The sequence below is a fragment of the Aeromonas sp. Y289-2 genome, from assembly GCF_027705925.1.
In the GTDB taxonomy this organism is placed as follows: Bacteria; Pseudomonadota; Gammaproteobacteria; order Enterobacterales; family Aeromonadaceae; genus Aeromonas; species Aeromonas veronii.
Genome location: NZ_JAPDCH010000001.1, coordinates 348,085 through 368,489 on the forward strand (window position 1 = coordinate 348,085; position 20,405 = coordinate 368,489).

General features: G+C 58.2%; 15 protein-coding genes. 6 read left to right on the forward strand and 9 right to left on the reverse strand.

Annotated elements, in window-relative coordinates:
* Window positions 1–13 precede the first annotated feature (13 nt).
* The 4 genes from OKC43_RS01590 to OKC43_RS01605 all read right to left on the reverse strand — a co-directional run bounded on the left by OKC43_RS01590 (window position 14) and on the right by OKC43_RS01605 (window position 6,254).
* On the reverse strand, window positions 14–1,339 hold the full coding sequence (locus OKC43_RS01590; RefSeq protein WP_005359768.1) for a TolC family outer membrane protein: 1,326 nt from the start codon (window positions 1,337–1,339) through the stop codon (window positions 14–16).
* A gap of 37 nt (window positions 1,340–1,376) precedes the next feature.
* Complete coding sequence (locus tag OKC43_RS01595; RefSeq protein WP_005350982.1) at window positions 1,377–2,810, reverse strand: HlyD family type I secretion periplasmic adaptor subunit; 1,434 nt, start codon at window positions 2,808–2,810, stop codon at window positions 1,377–1,379.
* Window positions 2,803–4,947, reverse strand: a complete 2,145-nt coding sequence (locus OKC43_RS01600; RefSeq protein WP_005350980.1) for a type I secretion system permease/ATPase — start codon at window positions 4,945–4,947, stop codon at window positions 2,803–2,805. Before OKC43_RS01600 ends, OKC43_RS01595 begins: the two co-directional genes overlap by 8 nt.
* Before the next feature lie 377 nt (window positions 4,948–5,324).
* Window positions 5,325–6,254 carry a TIGR01212 family radical SAM protein gene (locus OKC43_RS01605; RefSeq protein ID WP_216962156.1) on the reverse strand — a complete coding sequence of 310 codons (930 nt, stop codon included), beginning with the start codon at window positions 6,252–6,254 and terminating at the stop codon, window positions 5,325–5,327.
* Between the two features lie 611 nt (window positions 6,255–6,865).
* Between OKC43_RS01605 and gltB the strand changes: the two genes are divergently transcribed.
* Together gltB and OKC43_RS01615 are read left to right on the forward strand one after the other, a co-directional pair.
* A complete protein-coding gene (gltB, locus tag OKC43_RS01610) occupies window positions 6,866–11,323 on the forward strand; it encodes a glutamate synthase large subunit (RefSeq protein WP_201941594.1) in 4,458 nt (1,485 codons plus the stop codon).
* A gap of 12 nt (window positions 11,324–11,335) precedes the next feature.
* Window positions 11,336–12,751, forward strand: a complete 1,416-nt coding sequence (locus tag OKC43_RS01615; protein WP_270803749.1) for an FAD-dependent oxidoreductase — start codon at window positions 11,336–11,338, stop codon at window positions 12,749–12,751.
* Between the two features lie 91 nt (window positions 12,752–12,842).
* On the opposite strand, the gene OKC43_RS01620 is transcribed toward OKC43_RS01615, so the two are convergent.
* Complete coding sequence (locus OKC43_RS01620) at window positions 12,843–13,241, reverse strand: nuclear transport factor 2 family protein (RefSeq protein WP_064341968.1); 399 nt, start codon at window positions 13,239–13,241, stop codon at window positions 12,843–12,845.
* 11 nt (window positions 13,242–13,252) lie between these two features.
* Window positions 13,253–13,831 carry an O-methyltransferase gene (locus tag OKC43_RS01625; RefSeq protein ID WP_201906379.1) on the reverse strand — a complete coding sequence of 193 codons (579 nt, stop codon included), beginning with the start codon at window positions 13,829–13,831 and terminating at the stop codon, window positions 13,253–13,255.
* A 287-nt stretch (window positions 13,832–14,118) separates the two neighbouring features.
* On the opposite strand from OKC43_RS01625, the gene OKC43_RS01630 reads away from it, so the two are divergent.
* Together OKC43_RS01630 and OKC43_RS01635 are read left to right on the forward strand one after the other, a co-directional pair.
* Window positions 14,119–15,414 (forward strand): DEAD/DEAH box helicase, encoded by a 1,296-nt coding sequence (locus tag OKC43_RS01630; RefSeq protein WP_005337380.1) that lies wholly within the window; start codon window positions 14,119–14,121, stop codon window positions 15,412–15,414.
* A 99-nt stretch (window positions 15,415–15,513) separates the two neighbouring features.
* The gene (locus OKC43_RS01635) at window positions 15,514–16,164 is read left to right on the forward strand and encodes a DUF2913 family protein (RefSeq protein ID WP_270803750.1); all 651 of its coding nucleotides are present in this window, start codon (window positions 15,514–15,516) and stop codon (window positions 16,162–16,164) included.
* A 94-nt stretch (window positions 16,165–16,258) separates the two neighbouring features.
* Here the strand turns inward: OKC43_RS01635 and OKC43_RS01640 are convergent, their stop codons facing one another.
* The 3 genes from OKC43_RS01640 to OKC43_RS01650 all read right to left on the reverse strand — a co-directional run bounded on the left by OKC43_RS01640 (window position 16,259) and on the right by OKC43_RS01650 (window position 19,125).
* Window positions 16,259–16,498, reverse strand: coding sequence for a FeoC-like transcriptional regulator (locus tag OKC43_RS01640; protein ID WP_043819323.1), 240 nt, complete (start codon window positions 16,496–16,498; stop codon window positions 16,259–16,261).
* Window positions 16,495–18,768: a Fe(2+) transporter permease subunit FeoB gene (gene feoB, locus OKC43_RS01645; protein ID WP_270803751.1), complete on the reverse strand. Its 2,274-nt coding sequence runs from the start codon at window positions 18,766–18,768 to the stop codon at window positions 16,495–16,497. Before feoB ends, OKC43_RS01640 begins: the two co-directional genes overlap by 4 nt.
* A 129-nt stretch (window positions 18,769–18,897) precedes the next feature.
* Window positions 18,898–19,125 (reverse strand): FeoA family protein, encoded by a 228-nt coding sequence (locus tag OKC43_RS01650; protein ID WP_005337384.1) that lies wholly within the window; start codon window positions 19,123–19,125, stop codon window positions 18,898–18,900.
* Window positions 19,126–19,244: 119 nt separating this feature from the next.
* On the opposite strand from OKC43_RS01650, the gene OKC43_RS01655 reads away from it, so the two are divergent.
* Window positions 19,245–19,574 carry a translation initiation factor gene (locus tag OKC43_RS01655; RefSeq protein WP_005337385.1) on the forward strand — a complete coding sequence of 110 codons (330 nt, stop codon included), beginning with the start codon at window positions 19,245–19,247 and terminating at the stop codon, window positions 19,572–19,574.
* 259 nt (window positions 19,575–19,833) lie between these two features.
* Entirely contained in the window at window positions 19,834–20,391 is a 558-nt protein-coding gene (locus OKC43_RS01660; RefSeq protein ID WP_005337386.1) for a TMEM165/GDT1 family protein, read from the forward strand.
* The last annotated feature ends 14 nt before the right edge of the window (window positions 20,392–20,405 follow it).

The window sequence follows — 20,405 nt, forward strand, 5'->3', positions numbered from 1 at the left end:
CATGAACAAACGGTTATTGCCTGGCCTGCCATTCAGCGGGTTGTTTGACGCTAAATGCATTGAGCAGGCTGCCTGTCGCGTTGAGAATGCGATAGTCCGCCAGCAGTGCATCATACTCAGCGGTGATATAGCTGCGACGCGCCTCGAACAATTCGTTCTCGGTGTTCAATACGTCCAGCAATGTCCGTTGACCCAAACCAAACTGCTTCTTGTATGCCTGTACGGTGTCATAGCTGGCGTCAACATGCTCTTTCAGGAAGGTCTTCTGCTTGGCCAGCGACTCTTTCGCGTTCCAGGCCAGACGAGTGCCTTCCTCAACCTGGCGAAACGCATTCAAATGAATGTCTTTCGCCTGAGAGTAGAGCGCAGATGTTGCATTACTCTCTGCCACATCAGAACCACCACGGAACAGGTTGTAACGCATGCGCACCATTGCGGTCAGATCATCGTTGCGCCCTTTGACCGCATCGATATCCTCATTCCAGTTCTGATCGACCTCGAATGTTACATTCGGGTAGAAACCGGATTTGGCGCCTTCATGTTGATACTTGGCCGCTTCGATATCCTGCAGGGAAGAGAGCAGGGTCGGGTGGACTTCGGTCGCCGTTTTCAGCGCACTATCGAGGCTGGTCGGGATAAGCTCGGTATTGGGAACCGGCTGTACCAGATCTTTTGGTACCTCGTTCACGACACGAATAAATTCACTCTCTGCGTCGCGATAGTTGTTTTCAGCAGCGGCCTGATTTGAATAGGCCCGGGCAACACGACCTTCAATCTGGGTCTGATCCGCAGTAGAACCAAGCCCTGAATCAGTCCGCTTGCTGATGTCGCTGCGGATTTGTTCGTGGGTTTCCAGGTTCTGTTTGGAGAGTTCCAAAATCTCCTGCTGACGCAGCATATTGAGGTAGACCTCAGCTACTCGCAGCGCGGTATTTTCAGCTTCGGAGATCATCGCCAGACGCTGGGCATTGGCTTCAGCTTCGGTTCTGGAGACGTTGTTGCTGACATCAAAGCCATCAAACAACATTTGCCGCAGACTGAGTCCAGCCTCTTTGCGAGTCATGGAATCATCAATATTGCTGTTGGCGCTGGCAGCGCGGGTAGAAGGGCTGTCAGTTTTTTCATAGCCTACGCCGCCACGCAGATCGATCGTAGGATAATAGCCCCCCTTGGCTCCATCATGCTGATAGAGTCGTGCCTGATACAGATCAAACGCTTCCTTGATCTTGGGATGCGTAGCAAGTGTCTGTGCCACCGACTCTTCCAGAGTCTGGGCCTGACCCAAACTCGGTATCAGGATGCAGCCACTGACCAGCATGGCAACAATCGTTTTTTTCATGTTATCTCCAGTCATGTTTTGTTTTTAGATTGTTGGCTTATCGTTCTCTCAGTGCCGACTGCTTTGCCCGTAAAATCGGCTTAAGCAAATAGTCTAGGACACTTTTTTTACCAGTAATGATATCAGCACTGGCTAACATACCGGGGATGATGGGAAGAGCGTTAAGCTCATCGCCCAAGTAACTCTTCTCTGTTCGAACCCGAACCAGATAAAAGGAGTTCCCCTCCTCATCCTGGATCGAATCCGCACTTATCTGTTCAACCTTGCCATGCAATCCTCCATAGATTGTAAAGTCATAGGCAGTAATTTTGACGATGGCATCCAGCCCCGGTCGCAGGAAGGCGATATCTTTCGGTGACACCTTGGCTTCTACCAGCAAGGTATCCTCCAACGGCACAATCTCCATCAAATCCATGCCGGGCTGAACCACGCCGCCCAGGGTGTTGATCTTGAGTTTCTTGATGGTGCCCTTGAGCGGAGCAATCACGCTGGTCCGGTCAACCCTGTCTCGCAAGCCAACCTGCCCTTCTGATAACTGGCCAAGCCGCCCCTGTTTCTCATTCAGTTCAGTCTGGGAGTCTGCTCTGAACTTCAGCGCAATATCATTACGCTTGGAGATGGTCTCACGCAGTACCGAATTGAGTTTTGGGATCAGCAGACGGTTGCTCTCCAGCTCCCCCTGCATCTCGTTGACCTGCCGCTCAAGCTTGATTAGCTCCACTTGAGGCACTATACCTTCTTTCGCCAACGGACGGCTAATATTCAGTTCCTGTCTGGCCAGATCCACACTGCGATTCACGGTGCGGATCTTGGCATTCAGTTCAATCAGCTCCTGCTCTTTCTGTTCGATTTGCTGACCAAGAATATAGAGCTGGTTTTTCAGGTTATTTAGGCGATCCCGCTGTACAGACCGCTCACGGTGTGCGTATTCGGCAAAGACGGTTTCATAACCATCGGGAAACTGGATTGGCGCTTCACCTACCACGACCTGTTCACGCCACCCCAGTGCCGGGTCGTTTTTCACCTCGACACTGGCCATCTCGGCGCGCAGACGGGCCACATCCCCCTTGAGGGTGACTACCTCTTGTTCCCGTTCTCTAAAGTCGGAGCGGAAACGGGTGTCATCAATGCGCAGCAGCGGCTGCCCCTTTTCGACGATATCCCCCTCTTTGACGAAGATCTCTTTGACGATCCCCCCTTCCAGGTTCTGGATCACCTGCAGCTGACGGGACGGAATAACCTTGCCCTGACCCACGGTGACTTCATCCAGTTCGGCCCAGGCCGCCCAGACGATGGCACTCATGAAAAAGAGGAAACAGCACCATAGCAGGATACGAGCTCCGGTCGGCGTGGTCAGCAGTACAGCTGCCGCGCCGTCATCGACAAACTCCAGATGCTCGGGTGCTGGCAATACCTCGCCGGAAGGCGTCTTTTTGCTGCGCTTGAACCAGTCCATGAGCCCCTTAACCATGGGACACCTCCTGCACGCGCACCTTGCCTTCCTTCAACTGCTGCAACACCACCTCTTTGGGGCCATCAGCAACGATCTGCCCCTGCTCGATGACGATCACTCGCGATGCCACATCCAGCATCGAGGTTTTGTGAGTGATGAGGATCAATGTGGTTTCCGGGCCCAGTCTGGCGAGCTCCTGTTTGACCTGCATCTCGGACTGATTGTCCATGTTGGAGGTCGGCTCATCCATCACCAGAATGGGGGGATCATTGAGCAGGGCGCGTGCCAGCAGGATCGACTGACGCTGGCCACCGGAGAGCTGACGCCCCCCCTCACCTATCTGCCGATCCAGCCCGTTGGGATCCCGGTTGGTAAAGTTGGTGACACCCGCCCGCTTGGCTGCGCGCAAGACTCTCACATCATCCACCAGCGGATTACCCAGCATGATGTTGTCCCGCACCGATCCGAAAAAGAGAATGACATCTTGCGGAACACAGCCGATATTGCGACGGATCACCGCAGGTGGCAGTTGATCGAGTTCAAAGCCATCGATACGTACCGAGCCATCGGTCGGTCGATAAAGTCCCATCAACAACTTCTCGAGGGTCGTTTTACCCGCCCCAATCCGGCCGATAATCGCCACCTTTTCGCCCGGCTGAATGCGCAAATTGATATTGTGCAGCGTGCTGGTTTCCATTCCCGGATATTTGAAGGAGACATTTTCGAATTCAATGCGACCGGCAATCACCGGATGATGGATATATTGCTTGCCTTCCTCCTGCTCACCCGGGGTTTGCATGATTTTTTCCAGAATATCCAATGCAGATTTGGCCTGGTTATAACGGGTCGACAACACGGAGAGTTGCACCATAGGCGCAATGGCGCGGCTGGAGAGCATCACGGCAGCAATCATCCCCCCCATGGTAACCAAACCTTCGGAGATCTGGTAAACACCGACGATCACCAGACCGACCGTCACCACCTGCTGGATATAACTGGCCAGTGAGGACATAGAGTTGGTAATGCGGCGGGTCTGTACGCCCCAGGTGGAAATATGGGAGACGGCCTGTTCCCAGCGATGCTGGAACATGCTCTCGGCACCGAAAATCTTGACGGTTTCCAGCCCGGAAATACTTTCAATCAGGTTGGCGTTCTTCTGGGACGCAAGGCGTGAACCCTCTTCGATGGACTGCTTGAGGGGCTCCTGAATATAGAAGCTGTAGGCGATGAGGATCAGCATGGCGACGATGGGGACCACCACCATCACACCGGCAAACATCCAGATAATAAAAAGGAAGAAGACGGCAAAGGGCAGATCGATAAGAGTAGAAACCGTTGCGGAGGTGAAAAACTCTCGCACCGATTCAAATTCCTGCAGATGTTTGGCGAACGCGCCAGTGGAAGCGGGACGAGATTCCATCCGCATACCCATCACCTTGGCGAAGATCTTGGCGGACAGTAGCACATCAGACTTTTTGCCAGCGATATCGATAAAGTAACTGCGCAACTGCCGCATCACAAAATCGAAGGTAAAGACCACCATAGCCCCGACCGCCAGCACCCAGAGCGAATCAAACGCCAGATTGGGCACAATCTTGTCATAGACGTTCATGGTGAAAAGAGGGCTGGCGATGGCAAACAGGTTGATCAGAATGGAGGCGATCAGCACATCGCGATAGATGCCGCGGGATTCGAACAAGGTGCTCCAGAACCAGTGGCCATCACGGGTTTCCAGCACCTTGGGCGAGCGTTCGTCAAACTTGAACTGCTTCTTCACGTAGAAGAGGCGTCCCAGATACTCATCACCCAACTGGGCTGCTGTCAGCCATTGCGCGGCATCACCGGCCTGTGGGAAAATCACTTTCCCCTGGCTGCGATCTTCGTTCCACTCCAGCAAAATGCAGGCGCCACCACTGCGCATCTGCAATACACAAGGCAGCAGCAAGGGAGAAATATCGGCCAGTGGCTGGATCACTTCACGGGCGGATAACCCGCCCCGCTCGGCAGCACGGCAAAAGAGTGCGGTTGTCAGGCGTCCGGAGACCAGTGGCAACCCGGTCGTCAGGGCATCCTGACTGTTGGGTACACCATAAAAACGGGTCAAGAAGACCAGACACTCCAATAACTCATCAATACGACTTGTTTCTGCTTGCATAGCATCCTGTCACTGCATAAATGAGGTAGATAAGAGCGTTCATCGCTCATATTTCCCTGCTATAGCCACGCTAAAACCGAGTAGCCCTCCCGCTGATGAGACTTATCAGGGGATAAACCTGTCCAGATAGATCGCGACACTCATCCCCAATTTCCCGGCACAGCAGCAATGGCGGCATGATTCGTTATTGGTAAAAATAATCGACTCATCAACACCATGCTAACACTGCAACCAGGGTGAATGTCGGAGTTAATTGATAATGACATTTATTATGGCGCACCACTATATCAACCGGCACGTACCAAAACTATAGTTTAGGGTATGAAGTTTTTTATATAACCCTATGTTTTACGTGAAAATAATAATCTGGTGCTCAATTATAGGTCAGGAAGTATGAAGGGTCTGCCAAACGCGTGACCTTGCGGGCCGCTCAATGAGAGTGCTTTGGCAATATCCGCCATGGCAGTCCAGCGGTTTTCACACCAGGCTGGCGCCAACAGAGTCGGACGGCGCGCGGATGCCGAAATCCGGTGATACACCACCTCGGGCGGCGTGTGCTGGATCATGGCGACAGCGGCTTCCACATACTGCTCCAGCGTCAATACCTCAAGGCGCCCCGCCTGCCACGCCTTGCCGAGAGTACTGCCCTCTACCACATGAAGCGGATGCAGCTTGATCCCCTCAACACCGGTCTCAACGATACGATGCAGGGTATCGAGGCTGTCCATCGGCACCTCCCCCGGCAGGCCGACGATCAGATGAGCACATACCTTGATGCCGCGCTGATGGGCACGTCTTACCGCATCCTCATAGGCGGCATAACCGTGGCCGCGGTTGATCCGTTGCAGGGTCTTGTCGTTGGCACTTTGCAGCCCGAGCTCCAGCCACACCTCGTAGCCCCGGGCCTGATAGCCCGCCAACAGATCCAGCACCGCATCCGGTACGCAATCGGGGCGAGTGCCCACGCAGAGCCCCACCATATCGCTCACTGACAGCGCCTCTTCATACATCCGCTGCAGATATTCGACCTCGGCATAGGTACTGGTATAGGCCTGAAAGTAGGCAAGATAGCGCTTGGCACGGGTGACTTCGTCCCGGCGAGCCAGCAGTTGTTGCACCACGGAGAGTTGCTGAGCCGACTCGTCAGCAAAAGAGGATACGTTGCAGAAGGTGCAGCCACCACGGCCCAGGGTGCCGTCACGGTTCGGGCAGGTGAAGGCCCCGTGGATGGAGAGTTTGTGGATCTTCTGACCATGACGCTGCTTGAGATCCTGACCGAATGTATTGACGAGTTCGTGTAACTGCATGACACCTCCGCTAAAGGAGCGCCATTGTACGAGCTTGCGCAAAACAGGGGCTGAGCTGGATCAAGCTAGCGGAGAGGGTAAAACATATAAATACCCGACCAATTTTGAATAAATATAGAGAAAAAGCGCAAAAAAAGGATTTTTACAGTTCTTTGACGATTTAAACAATAAACATCCATATGAAAATGAGACCTGATAACCCACTGTTGAATAATGAAAAATTCAAAGAGACCCGACAGCACACAATTGCAAGCATGGGATATTGAAAATGTGATCCCTTCCGCTGTCGGCCACATCGGGTTGGTAAAATTACTACATTCGCCCATCGTCGCCGAGCGCACCATTGAGCCCGTCAATGGCGATATATTTAACCAACAAAATCAAACCAAACAGAATAAACACTCCATAACTACGAGCCAATCCCCCTAACCCGACATTTTGTTATGCGAATGTAACCATGAAGACAAACCTGACCTGCGATTGACCTCGCCAGAAAATCCCATTAGTTTGGAGATTCGCCACGTCAGGCAGACGGAACCACAAGAGCCAATCGCAATTTATGCAGTCAGGTGATGACTGTGCGATACAAGGCCGAGCAAGGGAGAAATGCAATGTCACTATATGATCCAAAGCTGGAGAGGGATAACTGTGGCTTCGGCCTGTTGGCCCACATGGAAGGGGAAGCCAGCCACAAGCTTGTCCGTCTCGCGATGTCAGCATTGGCTCGCATGCAGCACCGCGGCGGGATCTCCGCCGATGGCAAGACCGGCGATGGTTGCGGTCTGCTGCTGCAAAAACCGGACAGCTTCTTCAGAGCTGTCGCCGAGGAGAAGGGATGGCACCTTGGCCGCAACTATGCGGTCGGCATGCTGTTTCTCAACCCTGACCCCGTATTGGCCCAGCAGACCCGCGACATCATCGACGAAGAGCTGGAAAAAGAGACCCTGAGTCTGGTCGGCTGGCGCAAGGTGCCCGTCGATACCAACGTACTGGGTACCATCGCCAAAGCCTCCCTGCCCAGCATTGAACAGGTCTTTGTCAACGCCCCGCCCGGCTGGGTCGACAAGGATCTCGAGCGCCGTCTCTATATCGTGCGTCGCCGCATCGAAAAGCGCGTCAACGACGACTACTTCTACGTGGTCAGCCTCTCCAACCTGGTCACCGTCTATAAAGGGCTGTGCATGCCGGTGGACTTGCCGCGCTTCTATCTGGATCTCGCCGACATCCGTATGCAGGCGGCCATCTGCGTCTTCCACCAGCGTTTCTCCACCAACACCAGCCCGCGCTGGCCGCTGGCCCAGCCGTTCCGCTATCTGGCCCACAACGGCGAGATCAACACCATCGCCGGCAACCGCCAGTGGGCCAAGGCGCGCAGCTACAAGTTTGCGACGCCGCTGATCCCCGATTTGCAGGAAGCGGCCCCCTTCGTCAACACCACCGGCTCTGACTCCTCCAGTCTCGACAACATGCTGGATCTCTTCCTCGCCGGTGGCATGGACCTGTTCCGCGCCATGCGCCTGTTGATCCCGCCAGCATGGCAAAAGCACCCGAACATGGATGACGACCTGCGCGCCTTCTACGACTTCAACTCCATGCACATGGAGCCGTGGGATGGCCCCGCCGGTATCGTCATGACCGATGGTCGCTACGCCACCTGCGCACTTGATCGCAACGGTCTGCGTCCGGCCCGCTACGTCATCACCAAGGACAAGTTCATCACCCTCGCCTCCGAGGTCGGCACCTGGGACTATACCCCGGACGAAGTGCTGGAGAAGGGCCGGGTCGGCCCGGGCGAGCTGTTCGTGGTGGATACCAGCAACGGCAAGGTGTGGACCAGCTTCGAGATCGATGACGACCTCAAGAACCGTCACACCTACAAGCAGTGGATGGATAAACATTGCCGCCGACTGGTCCCCTTCGAGCAGATGGACGACAGCCAGACCGGTAGCCGCGAGTTCTCCGATGACCAGCTGAAAACCTATCAGAAGTTGTTTGGCTACTCCTTCGAGGAGCTGGATCAGATCATCCGGGTTCTCGGTGAAAACGGTCAGGAAGCGGTGGGCTCCATGGGGGATGACACCCCGATGGCGGTGCTCTCCTCCGGCCCGCGTACCCTCTATGACTACTTCCGCCAGATGTTTGCCCAGGTGACCAACCCGCCCATCGACCCGCTGCGGGAAAACCACGTCATGTCTCTCGCCACCTGTATCGGTCGCGAGCAGAACGTCTTCAACGAGACCTTCGGCCACGCCCACCGGGTGCTGTTCCAGTCGCCGATCCTGCTCTACTCCGACTTCCACCAGCTGCTGGCACTGGAAGGTGAGTACTACCGTCATCAGGTGATCAGCCTCAACTTCAAGCCCGAAGAGGGACTGGAAGCGGCCATCGAGCGCATCTGCGAGGAGGCCAAAACCGCCGCCAGGAGCGGTACCGTACTGCTGGTGCTGTCGGATCGCGATATCAGCGCCGACACCCTGCCGATCCCGGCAGCCATGGCGGTGGGTGCGGTACAGCGCACCCTGGTGGACAACAACCTGCGCTGCGACGCCAACATTCTGGTGGAGACCGCAAGCTGCCGCGATCCGCACCACTTCTCGGTGCTGCTGGGCTTTGGCGCGACCGCCATCTACCCCTATCTGGCCTACGAAACCCTGGCCAAACAGGTTGAAGAGGGCGTGCTCACCATGTCCCTGCGCCAGGCCATGGTCAACTACCGCAACGGCATCAACAAGGGGCTCTACAAGGTGATGTCCAAGATGGGCATCAGCACGGTCGCCAGCTACCGCTGCTCCCAGCTGTTCGAAGCGGTAGGCCTCGCCAAGTCGGTGGTCGATACCTGCTTCCGCGGCGTTTCCAGCCGTATTCAGGGTGCCGACTTTGCCGACATCCAGCAGGATCAGCACAATCTGGCCCGTCAGGCCTGGCTGGTGCGCAAGCCCCTCGCCCACGGCGGCCTGCTCAAGTTCGTCCACGGCGGCGAGTACCACACCTACAACCCGGATGTGGTGCAGACCCTGCAAACCGCGGTGCGCTCCGGCAACTATGCCGATTACAAGGAGTACGCCCGTCTGGTGAACGAGCGCCCGGTTGCCACCCTGCGCGATCTGCTGGCGCTGAAGAAGGTCGACAATCCGGTCGCTCTGGATAAAGTGGAGCCGGCCGACAAGCTTTTCCCCCGCTTCGACTCCGCCGCCATGTCCATCGGCGCCCTCGGTCCTGAGGCTCACGAGGCGCTGGCTGTTGCCATGAACCGCCTCGGCGGTCAAAGCAACTCCGGCGAAGGGGGCGAAGATCCCAAGCGTTTCGGTACCGAAAAGAACTCCCGCATCAAGCAGGTGGCTTCCGGCCGATTCGGTGTCACCCCCCACTACCTGATGAACGCCGATGTGGTGCAGATCAAGGTGGCGCAGGGTGCCAAGCCCGGCGAAGGTGGCCAACTGCCCGGTGACAAGGTCACCGCCCAGATCGCCCAGCTGCGTTATTCCGTGCCCGGCGTGACCCTGATCTCGCCGCCGCCGCACCACGACATCTACTCCATCGAGGATCTGGCCCAGCTCATCTTCGACATCAAGCAGATCAACCCGAGCTGTCTGGTGTCGGTGAAACTGGTCTCCGAGCCTGGCGTCGGCACCATTGCCTGCGGCGTGGCCAAGGCCTATGCCGACTTCATCACCATCTCCGGTTATGACGGCGGCACTGGCGCGAGCCCCCTCACCTCGGTCAAATATGCCGGTTCCCCGTGGGAACTGGGTCTGGCCGAGACCCAACAGGCGCTGGTCGCCAACGGTCTGCGCCACAAGGTGCGGCTGCAGGTGGATGGCGGTCTCAAGACAGGCCTCGACATCATCAAGGCGGCCATCCTCGGCGCCGAGAGCTTCGGTTTTGGCACCGGCCCCATGGTGGCGCTCGGTTGCAAATACCTGCGTATTTGCCACCTGAACAACTGCGCCACCGGCGTTGCCACTCAGGATGAGAAGCTGCGTCGCGAGCACTTCACCGGCCTGCCGGAGATGGTGATGAACTACTTCAAGTTCATCGCCGAGGAGACCCGCGAGCTGATGGCCCAGCTCGGCGTCACCCAGCTGACCGACCTGATTGGCCGCACCGATCTGCTGGAAGCCCTGCCCGGCCTCACCGCCCGTCAGGCCAAGCTGGATCTTTCCGGCATACTGGCCCGTCCGGTGGCACCGGCAGGCTCCAGCCTGTTCAGCCAGCAGCACAACCCCACCTTCGACAAGGGGCCGCTCAACCTGAAAATGGTGGAAGATCTGCTGGAAGCGGTGGAAACCTCAAGCGGCGGCGAGTTCCGCTATGACATTCGCAACACCGACCGCTCCGTGGGTGCACGCCTCTCGGGCGAAATCGTCAAACGCCACGGCAACCAGGGGATGGCGGCAGATCCGGTCAAGGTGCACTTCAACGGTACCGCAGGCCAGAGCTTCGGCGTCTGGAACGCAGGCGGCCTTGAGATGATCCTCACCGGGGACGCCAACGACTACGTGGGCAAGGGGATGACCGGCGGCAAGCTGGTGATCAAGCCCCATGTCGGCGTGGCGTTCAAATCCCACGAAGCAGCCATCATCGGCAACACCTGCCTCTACGGCGCCACCGGCGGCAAACTCTACGCCGCGGGCACTGCCGGCGAGCGTTTCGCGGTGCGCAACTCCGGTGCCCTGGCGGTAGTCGAGGGAATTGGCGACAACGGTTGTGAATATATGACCGGTGGTATCGTCACCGTACTCGGTCAGACCGGCGTCAACTTCGCGGCGGGTATGACCGGCGGCTTTGCCTACGTGCTCGACGAATGCGGCAACTTCGCCAAGCGCACCAACCCCGAGCTGGTGGAACTGCTGGACGTGGCGGATCTCGCCATCCATCAGGAGCACCTGCGCGGCATCATCACGGCGCACCTCAATGAGACCGGCAGCTCGCGCGCCGAGGAGATCCTGGCCAACTTCGACTCCTATGTGCCCAAGTTCAGGCTGATCAAACCCAAGTCCAGCGACGTGAAATCGCTGCTGGGTCACACCAGCCGTTCCAGTGCAGAACTCAGAATCCAGGCGCAATAAGGAGGGAACCCTATGAGCCAGAACGTATTTCAGTTTATCGATGTCCAGCGGGTCGACCCGCCCAAGAAGCCGCTCAAGATCCGCAAAATCCAGTTTGTGGAGATCTACGAGTCCTTCAATCAGCCGCAGGTACAGATGCAGGCGGATCGCTGCCTCGAGTGCGGCAACCCCTACTGCGAGTGGAAGTGTCCGGTCCACAACTACATCCCCAACTGGCTGAAGCTGGCCAAAGAGGGGCGCATTCTGGAGGCGGTGGAGCTCTCCCACCAGACCAACAGCCTGCCGGAAGTGTGTGGCCGGGTCTGCCCGCAGGATCGCCTCTGTGAGGGCTCCTGCACCCTCAACGATCGCTTCGGCGCGGTGACCATCGGCAACATCGAAAAGTACATCACAGACAAGGCGTTCGAGATGGGCTGGAAGCCCGATCTCTCGAACGTGGTCAAGACCGGCAAGCGGGTCGCCGTCATCGGCGCCGGCCCAGCGGGTCTCGCCTGTGCCGATGTGCTGGCACGCAATGGCGTCACCCCGGTGGTGTTTGACAAGTATCCGGAGATCGGTGGCCTGCTCACTTTCGGTATCCCCTCCTTCAAGCTGGAAAAAGAGGTGATGCAGCGTCGCCGCGAGATCTTCCAGGGAATGGGCGTGGAGTTTCGTCTCGAAACCGAAGTGGGCAAGGACATCACCTTCGCCGACCTGCTCGGCGAGTTCGATGCGGTCTTCCTCGGGGTCGGCACCTACAAGTACATGAAGGGCGGCTTTACCAACGAAGAGGCGCCGGGCGTCTATGACGCCCTGCCCTACCTCATCGCCAACGCCAACCGGTTGCTGGGCTTTGAGAAGGCGCAAGCCGACTATATCGACTTCGCTGGCAAGCAGGTGGTGGTGCTGGGCGGTGGCGATACCGCCATGGACTGTGTACGTACCGCCATCCGTCAGGGGGCTGACAAGGTGATCTGCGCCTATCGCCGCGACGAGGAGAACATGCCGGGCTCCAAGCGGGAGGTGAAAAACGCCCGCGAGGAGGGGGTTGAGTTCATGTTCAACCTGCAACCAGTAGCGGTCGAGCTGGATGCCAGTGGTCGCACCGTCGGCATCAAGGTGGTGAGCACCGAGCTGGGTGAACCCGATGCCAATGGCCGCCGCAATCCGGTGGTTATCGAGGGCTCCGAGCAGGTGCTGGCTGCCGATGCGGTGGTGATGGCGTTTGGCTTCCAGCCCAACCCCCAGCCCTGGATGGCGGAGTTCGGCATCGAGCTCGACAACCGGGATCGCATCAAGGCCCGCGAGCAGGCGGAATACGCCTTCCAGACCAGCAACCCCAAGGTGTTCGCCGGTGGCGATGCGGTACGTGGCTCCGATCTGGTGGTGACCGCCATCTACGAAGGGCGCAAAGCGGCCGAAGGGATCATGGACTATCTGGCGGTCTGATCCGACCGACCAAGACCCTGATGCGCTTTCACAATCAGCCCCGCCAATGCGGGGCTGATTTCTTTGACATGCCGCCAGTGAATAGCGATGGCTAACTCTTTGGCATCGGACAAACCCAAGAACTGCGCCATTCTGGCGCGGCATACTCATCGGGCCAATACTCGGTCTGCTGTTGAATTTTACCTTCCGCAACATGGTGAAATGTGATGGCGCGAGCATTTACGACCCCATCGCTGACCAGCACCTCACTGACCACCTCACTCCCTTGTGCCAGAAGACGGACAATCTCGAAGCGCCACAGGCCAGCTGCGGGGTAGCGACGATTGATCTCAATAAAATTCTCTCGCCCCACAATCCGTTCTCCCGATTGGGGCCAGTCACAGAAAAAATCATCTCCCAGCCAGCTTGCCGCCTTCGCAAAGTCATTGCTCTGCATCTCCTGCCAATAGGCCTCTACCACTGCTTTTGGCTCCATGGTGTTCAATTCCATACTCACTCTCCCTACACACGCACCACCAGCCACTCCCCCTTGCCGACCGGCACCAGCGAGGTGGCAAAGGCCGGATCCTGCCCGACCTCGTTCATCCACTCCACCATCTCGCTGCGATGGGAGATGGCGTTATCGACCACCAGCAGGCCACGGGGTGCCAGCAGGCGGCGGATCTGTGGCCACCATGCCCGGTAGTGCTGACGATCCGAATCGAGGAAGATGAGTTGATAACCGCCTTGCGGCAAGGTCGGTAACAGCTCACTCGCATCCCCTGCCAGCAAGGTTACCCAAGGGGCCAGCCCTGCCCGCTGAAAGTTGTCATGGGCCAGCACGCGCTTATCCTCATCCAGCTCAATGGTGGTAACGTGCCCCTCCAGCCGACGCACCGCTTCTGCCAGCCAGAGTGTGGAGTAACCATTGGAGGTGCCGATCTCCAGCACCGCCTGCGCCCCACGGGTCTGCACCAGCACTGACAGCAACTCCCCCGTGTCGCGGGTGATATTGAGCAGCTTGCGGTGGCGTGCCTGCTGCATGCTGTCATTGCGCTCGCCCAGCTGCTCCAGCTGGCGTTTTAACTGTTCCAGTTCCATTGATATCCCTCTCGTCCTTGCCCAAAACCGTTAGCCCACACCTCCAAGCTTGGCATTTGGGAGTCAAATGATTGCTTTCAACCGCCATTCACACCACAAAGGATGAGAAAAGGACAACCATTTGAGGCAGAATTTGTGACGTCTATCTGTTACACTTCGCGCCCGCCATTTTCCGGCTCACTCTCTGACTTGATGTCAGGCGCAGCCGTCGGTGGTTACAACCTCCGTCTCGCTCATGCCGAGCTAACCAAGCCAAACACAGCCCAGCTGGAACACAGGAACCCATTATGAGATTTGAATCGTTCGATTTTGCCCCCGAGATTTTGCGTGCTGTCTCAGATTGCGGTTATCAGGAGATGACCCCTGTGCAGCAACAGGCGATCCCGGCCATTCGCCGTGGCCGCGATGTGCTGGCCAGCGCCCAGACCGGTACCGGCAAGACCGCCGCCTTCGCCCTGCCCATCTTGCAGCGTCTGGTAGACAATCCGGCTCCGGTCCAGCCTTCCAACGCCCGTGTGCTGATCCTGACCCCGACCCGCGAGCTGGCGGCTCAGGTGGCGAGCAACATCAATGACTTCGCCAAGTATCTCGATATCACCACCATCACCATCGTCGGCGGTGGCAAGCAGGACGTGCAGGCCAAGAAGCTCAAAGCGGGCGCTCACATCATTGTGGCCACCCCGGGCCGTCTGCTTGAGCACCTCACCGCCTGCAACCTCAGCCTCTCCGGCGTCGAGTGTCTGGTGATGGATGAAGCGGATCGCATCCTCGACATGGGCTTCAGTGCCGATGTGCAGAAGATCCTGCAAGCGGTCAACAAGACCCGTCAAAACCTGCTCTTCTCCGCCACCTTCTCCGACGCGGTGAAGAAGCTGGCCAACCTGATGCTGGACAGACCGCAGATCGTCAGCGTCAACAAGCAGAACTCCACCGCCGACACCGTCAGCCACACCGTCTATCCGGTCGAGCAGAAGCGCAAGCGCGAGCTGCTCTCAGAGCTGATTGGCAAGCAGAACTGGCAGCAGGTGCTGGTGTTCGCCAGTACCCGCGAGAGCTGTGATGTGCTGGTCGAGGAGCTGAACCTCGACGGCATCAAGTCCGCCGTGGTCCATGGCGAGAAGGCCCAGGGCAACCGTCGCCGCGCCCTGCGCGAATTCATGGAAGGCAAGGTACGGGTACTGGTCGCCACCGAAGTGGCCGCCCGTGGTCTGGACATTCCGGATCTGGAATACGTGGTCAACTATGATCTGCCGTTCCTGGCGGAAGATTACGTGCACCGCATCGGCCGTACCGGTCGTGCCGGCAAGCGCGGCATGGCCATCTCCTTCGTCAGCCGTGAAGAGGAGCGTACTCTGCTGGAGATCGAGGCCCTGATCGGCCAGAAGATCCGCCGCATCATGGTACCGGGCTATGAGGTGAGCAGCCGTGACGAGCTGATCAAGCAGTTGCAGGAGCGTCGCCGCTTCGGCAAGCGCCCGCAGCGTGAAGATAACGCCGTAGCCCAGGTGATGGCCGAAGCCAAGCTGCAGGGTCAGCGCCTCAAGCGTCTGGCCGCCGCCAAGAAGCCCCGTCAGCCGAAATAAAGCGGGCAGTTGCTCTATTTGAACCGCAAAGGCGCCACTGGCGCCTTTGCCATCTCTGTCATCGGTGTTGGCCCCTGGTGGTCAACTCAAGGATTGCTTATGACCTCTCCGACCTACAATCAGGCCCTGTTCGAGATGGCCACCCAGAGTCTGGCCGAACTGGCCCGCACCGCCGAGCAAAAGGCGGGCAAGCGCACTCCGGCCCAAGAGAGCCACTTTCTCTGCACCTGGATGGCCGACTCCCTCAAGGAGAAGCGCTTCTCCCGTCTGGTGATGGAAGATTTGAAAGCTTGGGTGCAGCTTGGCCGCACTCTGGGTGCAGGCGCCGATCTCAAGGGATTGCTGGAGCGCATCGCCTTCCAGTACCAGTGCGCCATGACCAATCCGCAGCAACTGGGGGCCAAGCTGGCTGCCCTGCTGGAGGAGCTCTCAGCGGCAGGCTGGCTGGTGCTGACCGAGAGCGAAGTGAACGCCAAGCTGCGCCTGCAATCGGGCGGTCAGCCGAGTCTGGTGGTAAGCCATAGCGAATATGAAGGCCATATCGAGGACGGTGAGCTTGTCAAACCCCTCACCCTCTATGTGCGCGGTGACGAGAAGGTGCTGGCTGAGGCGGCCTTCAAGCACGGCCTGCTGCTGAGCCAGGGCAACAAGAAGACCACCCTGGTCAAACACCACAAAGCCTACCGGCTGATGCCGGACAACGCCCAACCGGCGCTGGCACTGCTGAGCGAGGCTCGCCAAGGCGCCTGAGCCCGCCTGTCTTCAGCAATAAAAACGGCAGACCCTTGAGCAGGATCTGCCATTTTTTATTGTTCGATGTTTGGTGATGAGGTTGAGTAGTCGTTTAGCGGATCTTGAATCCAATCTGGCCCGCGTCACACCACTCGAACATCACCTCCTCGCTCTTGCCGCAGCAACTGCCACCACAGACCCGACTCTCGCGCTTGATGACCCGCCCCTTGCGCATCCAGACGCCGAGCATGGCCTCCACCGCATCTTCCGAGGTGTGGAAGTGGCGAGCCAGTTCACGCCGGCTCACCTTCTGCTGCGCGGCGAGGTAATCCCCCAGCTCGCGCAGGATCATAAGGTCACCACCTTGCGGGCAACGATGTCACCGTGACGGCGACCGGCCCACCAGAGCAGTACCAGAGAGAGGCCGTAGCTGGCGATCCAGAACAGGCTCTGCTCCGGGTGAGCGGCGAAGGTGGCCACCTGATAGAAGAGGGTGGCGCACATAAAGGCCATGTAGTTGCACCATACCGCCGTCATCAGCGCCCACTGGCGACCGGTTTCCCGCACCAGCGCGCCCATGGCTGCCGCGCAAGGCATGTAGAGCAGCACGAACAAGAGGTAGGCAAAGGCACCGGCCGCCCCGTCGAAGTGGGTCTGCATATTGCCGTAGGTGGAGACATCCACCTCCTGCGCCTCGGCGGCAGCTTTCTGATCGTCGAGGTTGCCAACATCAAGCCCCATGGGGTCGCTCGGGTTGATCTCCGCCAGATTGGCCGCCACGGCATCGATCGCCTCGTGGAAACTGGCCACCAGCGAGAACTCGCTCGCCTCCTCTTCATCTGCGCCACCACCGGCGTAGAGGCTGTTGAGGGTACCGACCACCGCCTCTTTGGCGAAGATACCGGTGACGATACCGACTGTGGCCTGCCAGTTGTCATCGCGTACACCGATGGGGTGCAGCACCGGGGTCACCGCCTGGCTGATTTTGCTCAGGACCGAGCTCTCCTGCTCCTGATGGCCAAAGCTGCCATCGGTGCCGAGCGAATTGAGCACGCTCAGCACGGCGACCACCAGCACGATGGTTTTACCGGCGCCAAAGACGAAAGATTTAAGCTTCTGCCAGGTCTTGATGGCAACGTTGACCGGACGCGGCCACTCGTAATCCGGCATCTCCATCAGCATGGAGTCGCTCTTGCCCGGCAGCAGGGTGCTGCGCAGCAACAGGCCGGTGAGCACCGCCACCAGAATGCCGATGAGGTAGAGACCGAACACTAGGTTCTGACCTGACTCGGGGAAGAATGCCACCGCAAACAGGGCGTAAACCGGCAGACGGGCACCGCACGACATGAAGGGGGCCATGGCGGAGGTCATCAGCCGCTCCCGCTCGGAGTTGAGGGTACGGGTCGCCATCACCGAGGGGACGGTACAACCAAAGCCCATCAGCATCGGCACGAACGCCTTGCCCGGCAGGCCGAGACGGCGCATCAGGGCATCCACCACGAAGGCGGCACGGGCCAGATAGCCGGAGCTCTCCAGCACCGCGAGGAACAGATAGAGGCAGCCAATCACCGGAATAAAGGTGGCCACGGTCTGCAAGCCAACGCCAAAGCCGTCCGCCAGAATGGCGCCCAGCCACTCGGGGGCATTGACCAGCCCCAGCAGGTGGTGCACCCCATCGACAAACAGGGCGCCGCCCATGATGTCGAAGAAGTCGATAAAGGCGCTGCCAACGTTGATGGCAAACAGGAACATCAGGTACATGACAAACAGAAAGAAGGGGATGCCAATCCAGCGATTGAGCAGCACCCGATCCAGCCACTCGCTCTGGGCCTCGGTGAGCTTGCCCTTCTGCTGACGAGCCTGTTGTACCCACTGGTGGATATGGCCGTAGCGAATATCCGCCAGTTGCAGGTCGATATCCTGTCCCTGATGGGCGCGAGCCACTACATTGGCGGCGGCCGCCTGCTGACCGGGCAGCAGGGTCTCCTGCATCACCGCATCCTCTTCCAGCAGGCGCAGGGCGCGGCCACGGGTAGTGAGGTGATGCGGGGCGAGCAGGGTCTCCAGCTCCGCCAGATCGGTTTCAAGCGCGTGGCCGTAATCGAGTTGCAAGGCGGCTTGCGGCTGACCGATAAACTGCCGGATCTGCTGCTTGAAGGCGGCAACCTGCTTGCTGTTGTGGGCAGAGAGGGCCACTACAGGGCAACCGAGGGATTTGCCGAGCTTGCTCTCGTCGATGACGATGCGGCGCTTTTGCAGGATATCCAGCTTGTTGAGCACCACCACCATGGGCAGGCCCAGTTCGCGCAGTTGCAGCGTGAGGTAGAGGGAGCGCTCCAGATTGGCGGCGTCGATGACGTTGAGCAGCAGGTCGGGTTGTTGGCCCTGGGCAAAGCGGCTGGCGATCTGCTCGTCCAGACTGCCATCCTGACTGGCCAGGCTATAGATGCCGGGCAGATCCATCAGCTTGAAGTGATGCTCACCCGCGCTGAACTCACCCATCTTCTTGTCGACGGTGACACCACTCCAGTTGCCTACCTGCTGGCGGGCGCCGGTCAGGGCGTTGAACAGGGAGGTCTTGCCGCTATTGGGGTTACCTACCGTTACCAGGGAATAATTCATACCAGCTCTACCTCTATTTTCTTCTGAACCCGCCGCGTGCGTGTGACAAGCCGCTTTGCAGGTTCGACTTCTTGTCTCTGAACCGCTCCCGGTGACGTTTCTGAACCAGAGCGGTAGCCGAACAGGGGGTTATACCGGCTCGACTTCTATTTGCTGGGCCAGACTCTTTTGCATGGAGAGACAGATCCCCTGGCACTGGATCTGGAGCGGGTCCCCCAGGGGGGCGGAGCGCAGATAGATGACTTCAGTCTGGGGCAACAGGCCCATCACCATCAGTTTGCGGCGCAGCGGCCGGGCGAGCTGATTCATATTCTTGATGCGAGCACTCTGTCCCGGTGACAACTGCGTGAGTACCATGACTGACTCCTGAAGTTAAACAATAATAATTCGCTTTTACTTGGGGCATTATAAGCTGTGTCTTCAACTTTTATTTGAGTAAAATCAAACTCCGCTTAGCTAACCCATAAAGTATTGCCATGAGTCACGACAACAACAGCCGCCTCGTTTACAGCACAGATGGCGGCATGATCAAGGAGCAGAGCGCTCCCCAATCCGCCTCCCCCTTCCCCACCGACGGCACCGTGCGCATTCGCCGCGAGACCAAGGGGCGCAAGGGTGCCGGGGTGATCACCATTCATGGCGTACCCGCCGATCAGCAAAAATCCCTGGCCACCCTGCTCAAGAAAAAGTGCGGCACCGGAGGCGGTATCAAGGAGGGGGTAATCGAGATCCAGGGGGATAAACGGGACCTGATCAAAACCGAGCTGGAGAAAGCCGGTTTCAGCGTCAAGCTGGTGGGTGGCTGATCCCCTTGTCACTCATGCGGTTTTTCCCTAGAATGCCCGCTCCCATCGAGGGGGAGTAGTCTCGCACACCGGTGCCATCCATTGCATGAATACCGGTTTGCGACCCTGATCAACATACTTGGTGCCAAATCACCATGGTCAGGGTGATCCATGCCAGCCATGGATTTGACAAGACCTTTGACGGGCCAGTGCCAATACCGGGGACGGATGGCGCAGGCTTGTCTTTGGTTTATAACAATTCCGTCCCCCGGTCATTTTTATGGAAGCCTTGTTAACCTCAACCCTCAGCGTCGCCATTGCCGAAATCGGCGATAAAACCCAGCTGTTGGCGTTGCTGCTCATCTGCCGTTTTCGCAAGCCCTGGCCCATCATCGCCGGCATGCTGGCGGCTACCCTGCTCAACCATGCGGGCGCTGCCTGGATTGGCGAGTTCATTAGTCGCTGGCTCGATCCCAAGATAATGACCTGGCTGGTCGCCATCGCCTTTATCGCCATGGCTATCTGGATTTTGGTGCCGGACAAGATGGATGACGAGGAGAGCTCGCTGGATAAATACGGCCCCTTTATGGCCACCTTCGTGCTCTTCTTTATCGCCGAGATTGGCGACAAGACCCAGATCGCCACCGTGCTGCTGGCCGCCAAGTATGACTCGCTGGTGCAGGTCATTACCGGGACTACCCTCGGCATGATGCTGGCCAACGTGCCTGTGGTGCTGATCGGCAAGCTGGGGGCAGACAAGCTGCCGCTCAAGGGGATCCGCATCGCCTGCGCCATCCTCTTCGTCGGCCTCGGGGTGAGCACCCTGATCTTTGCCTGATGGCCCGTACCCGA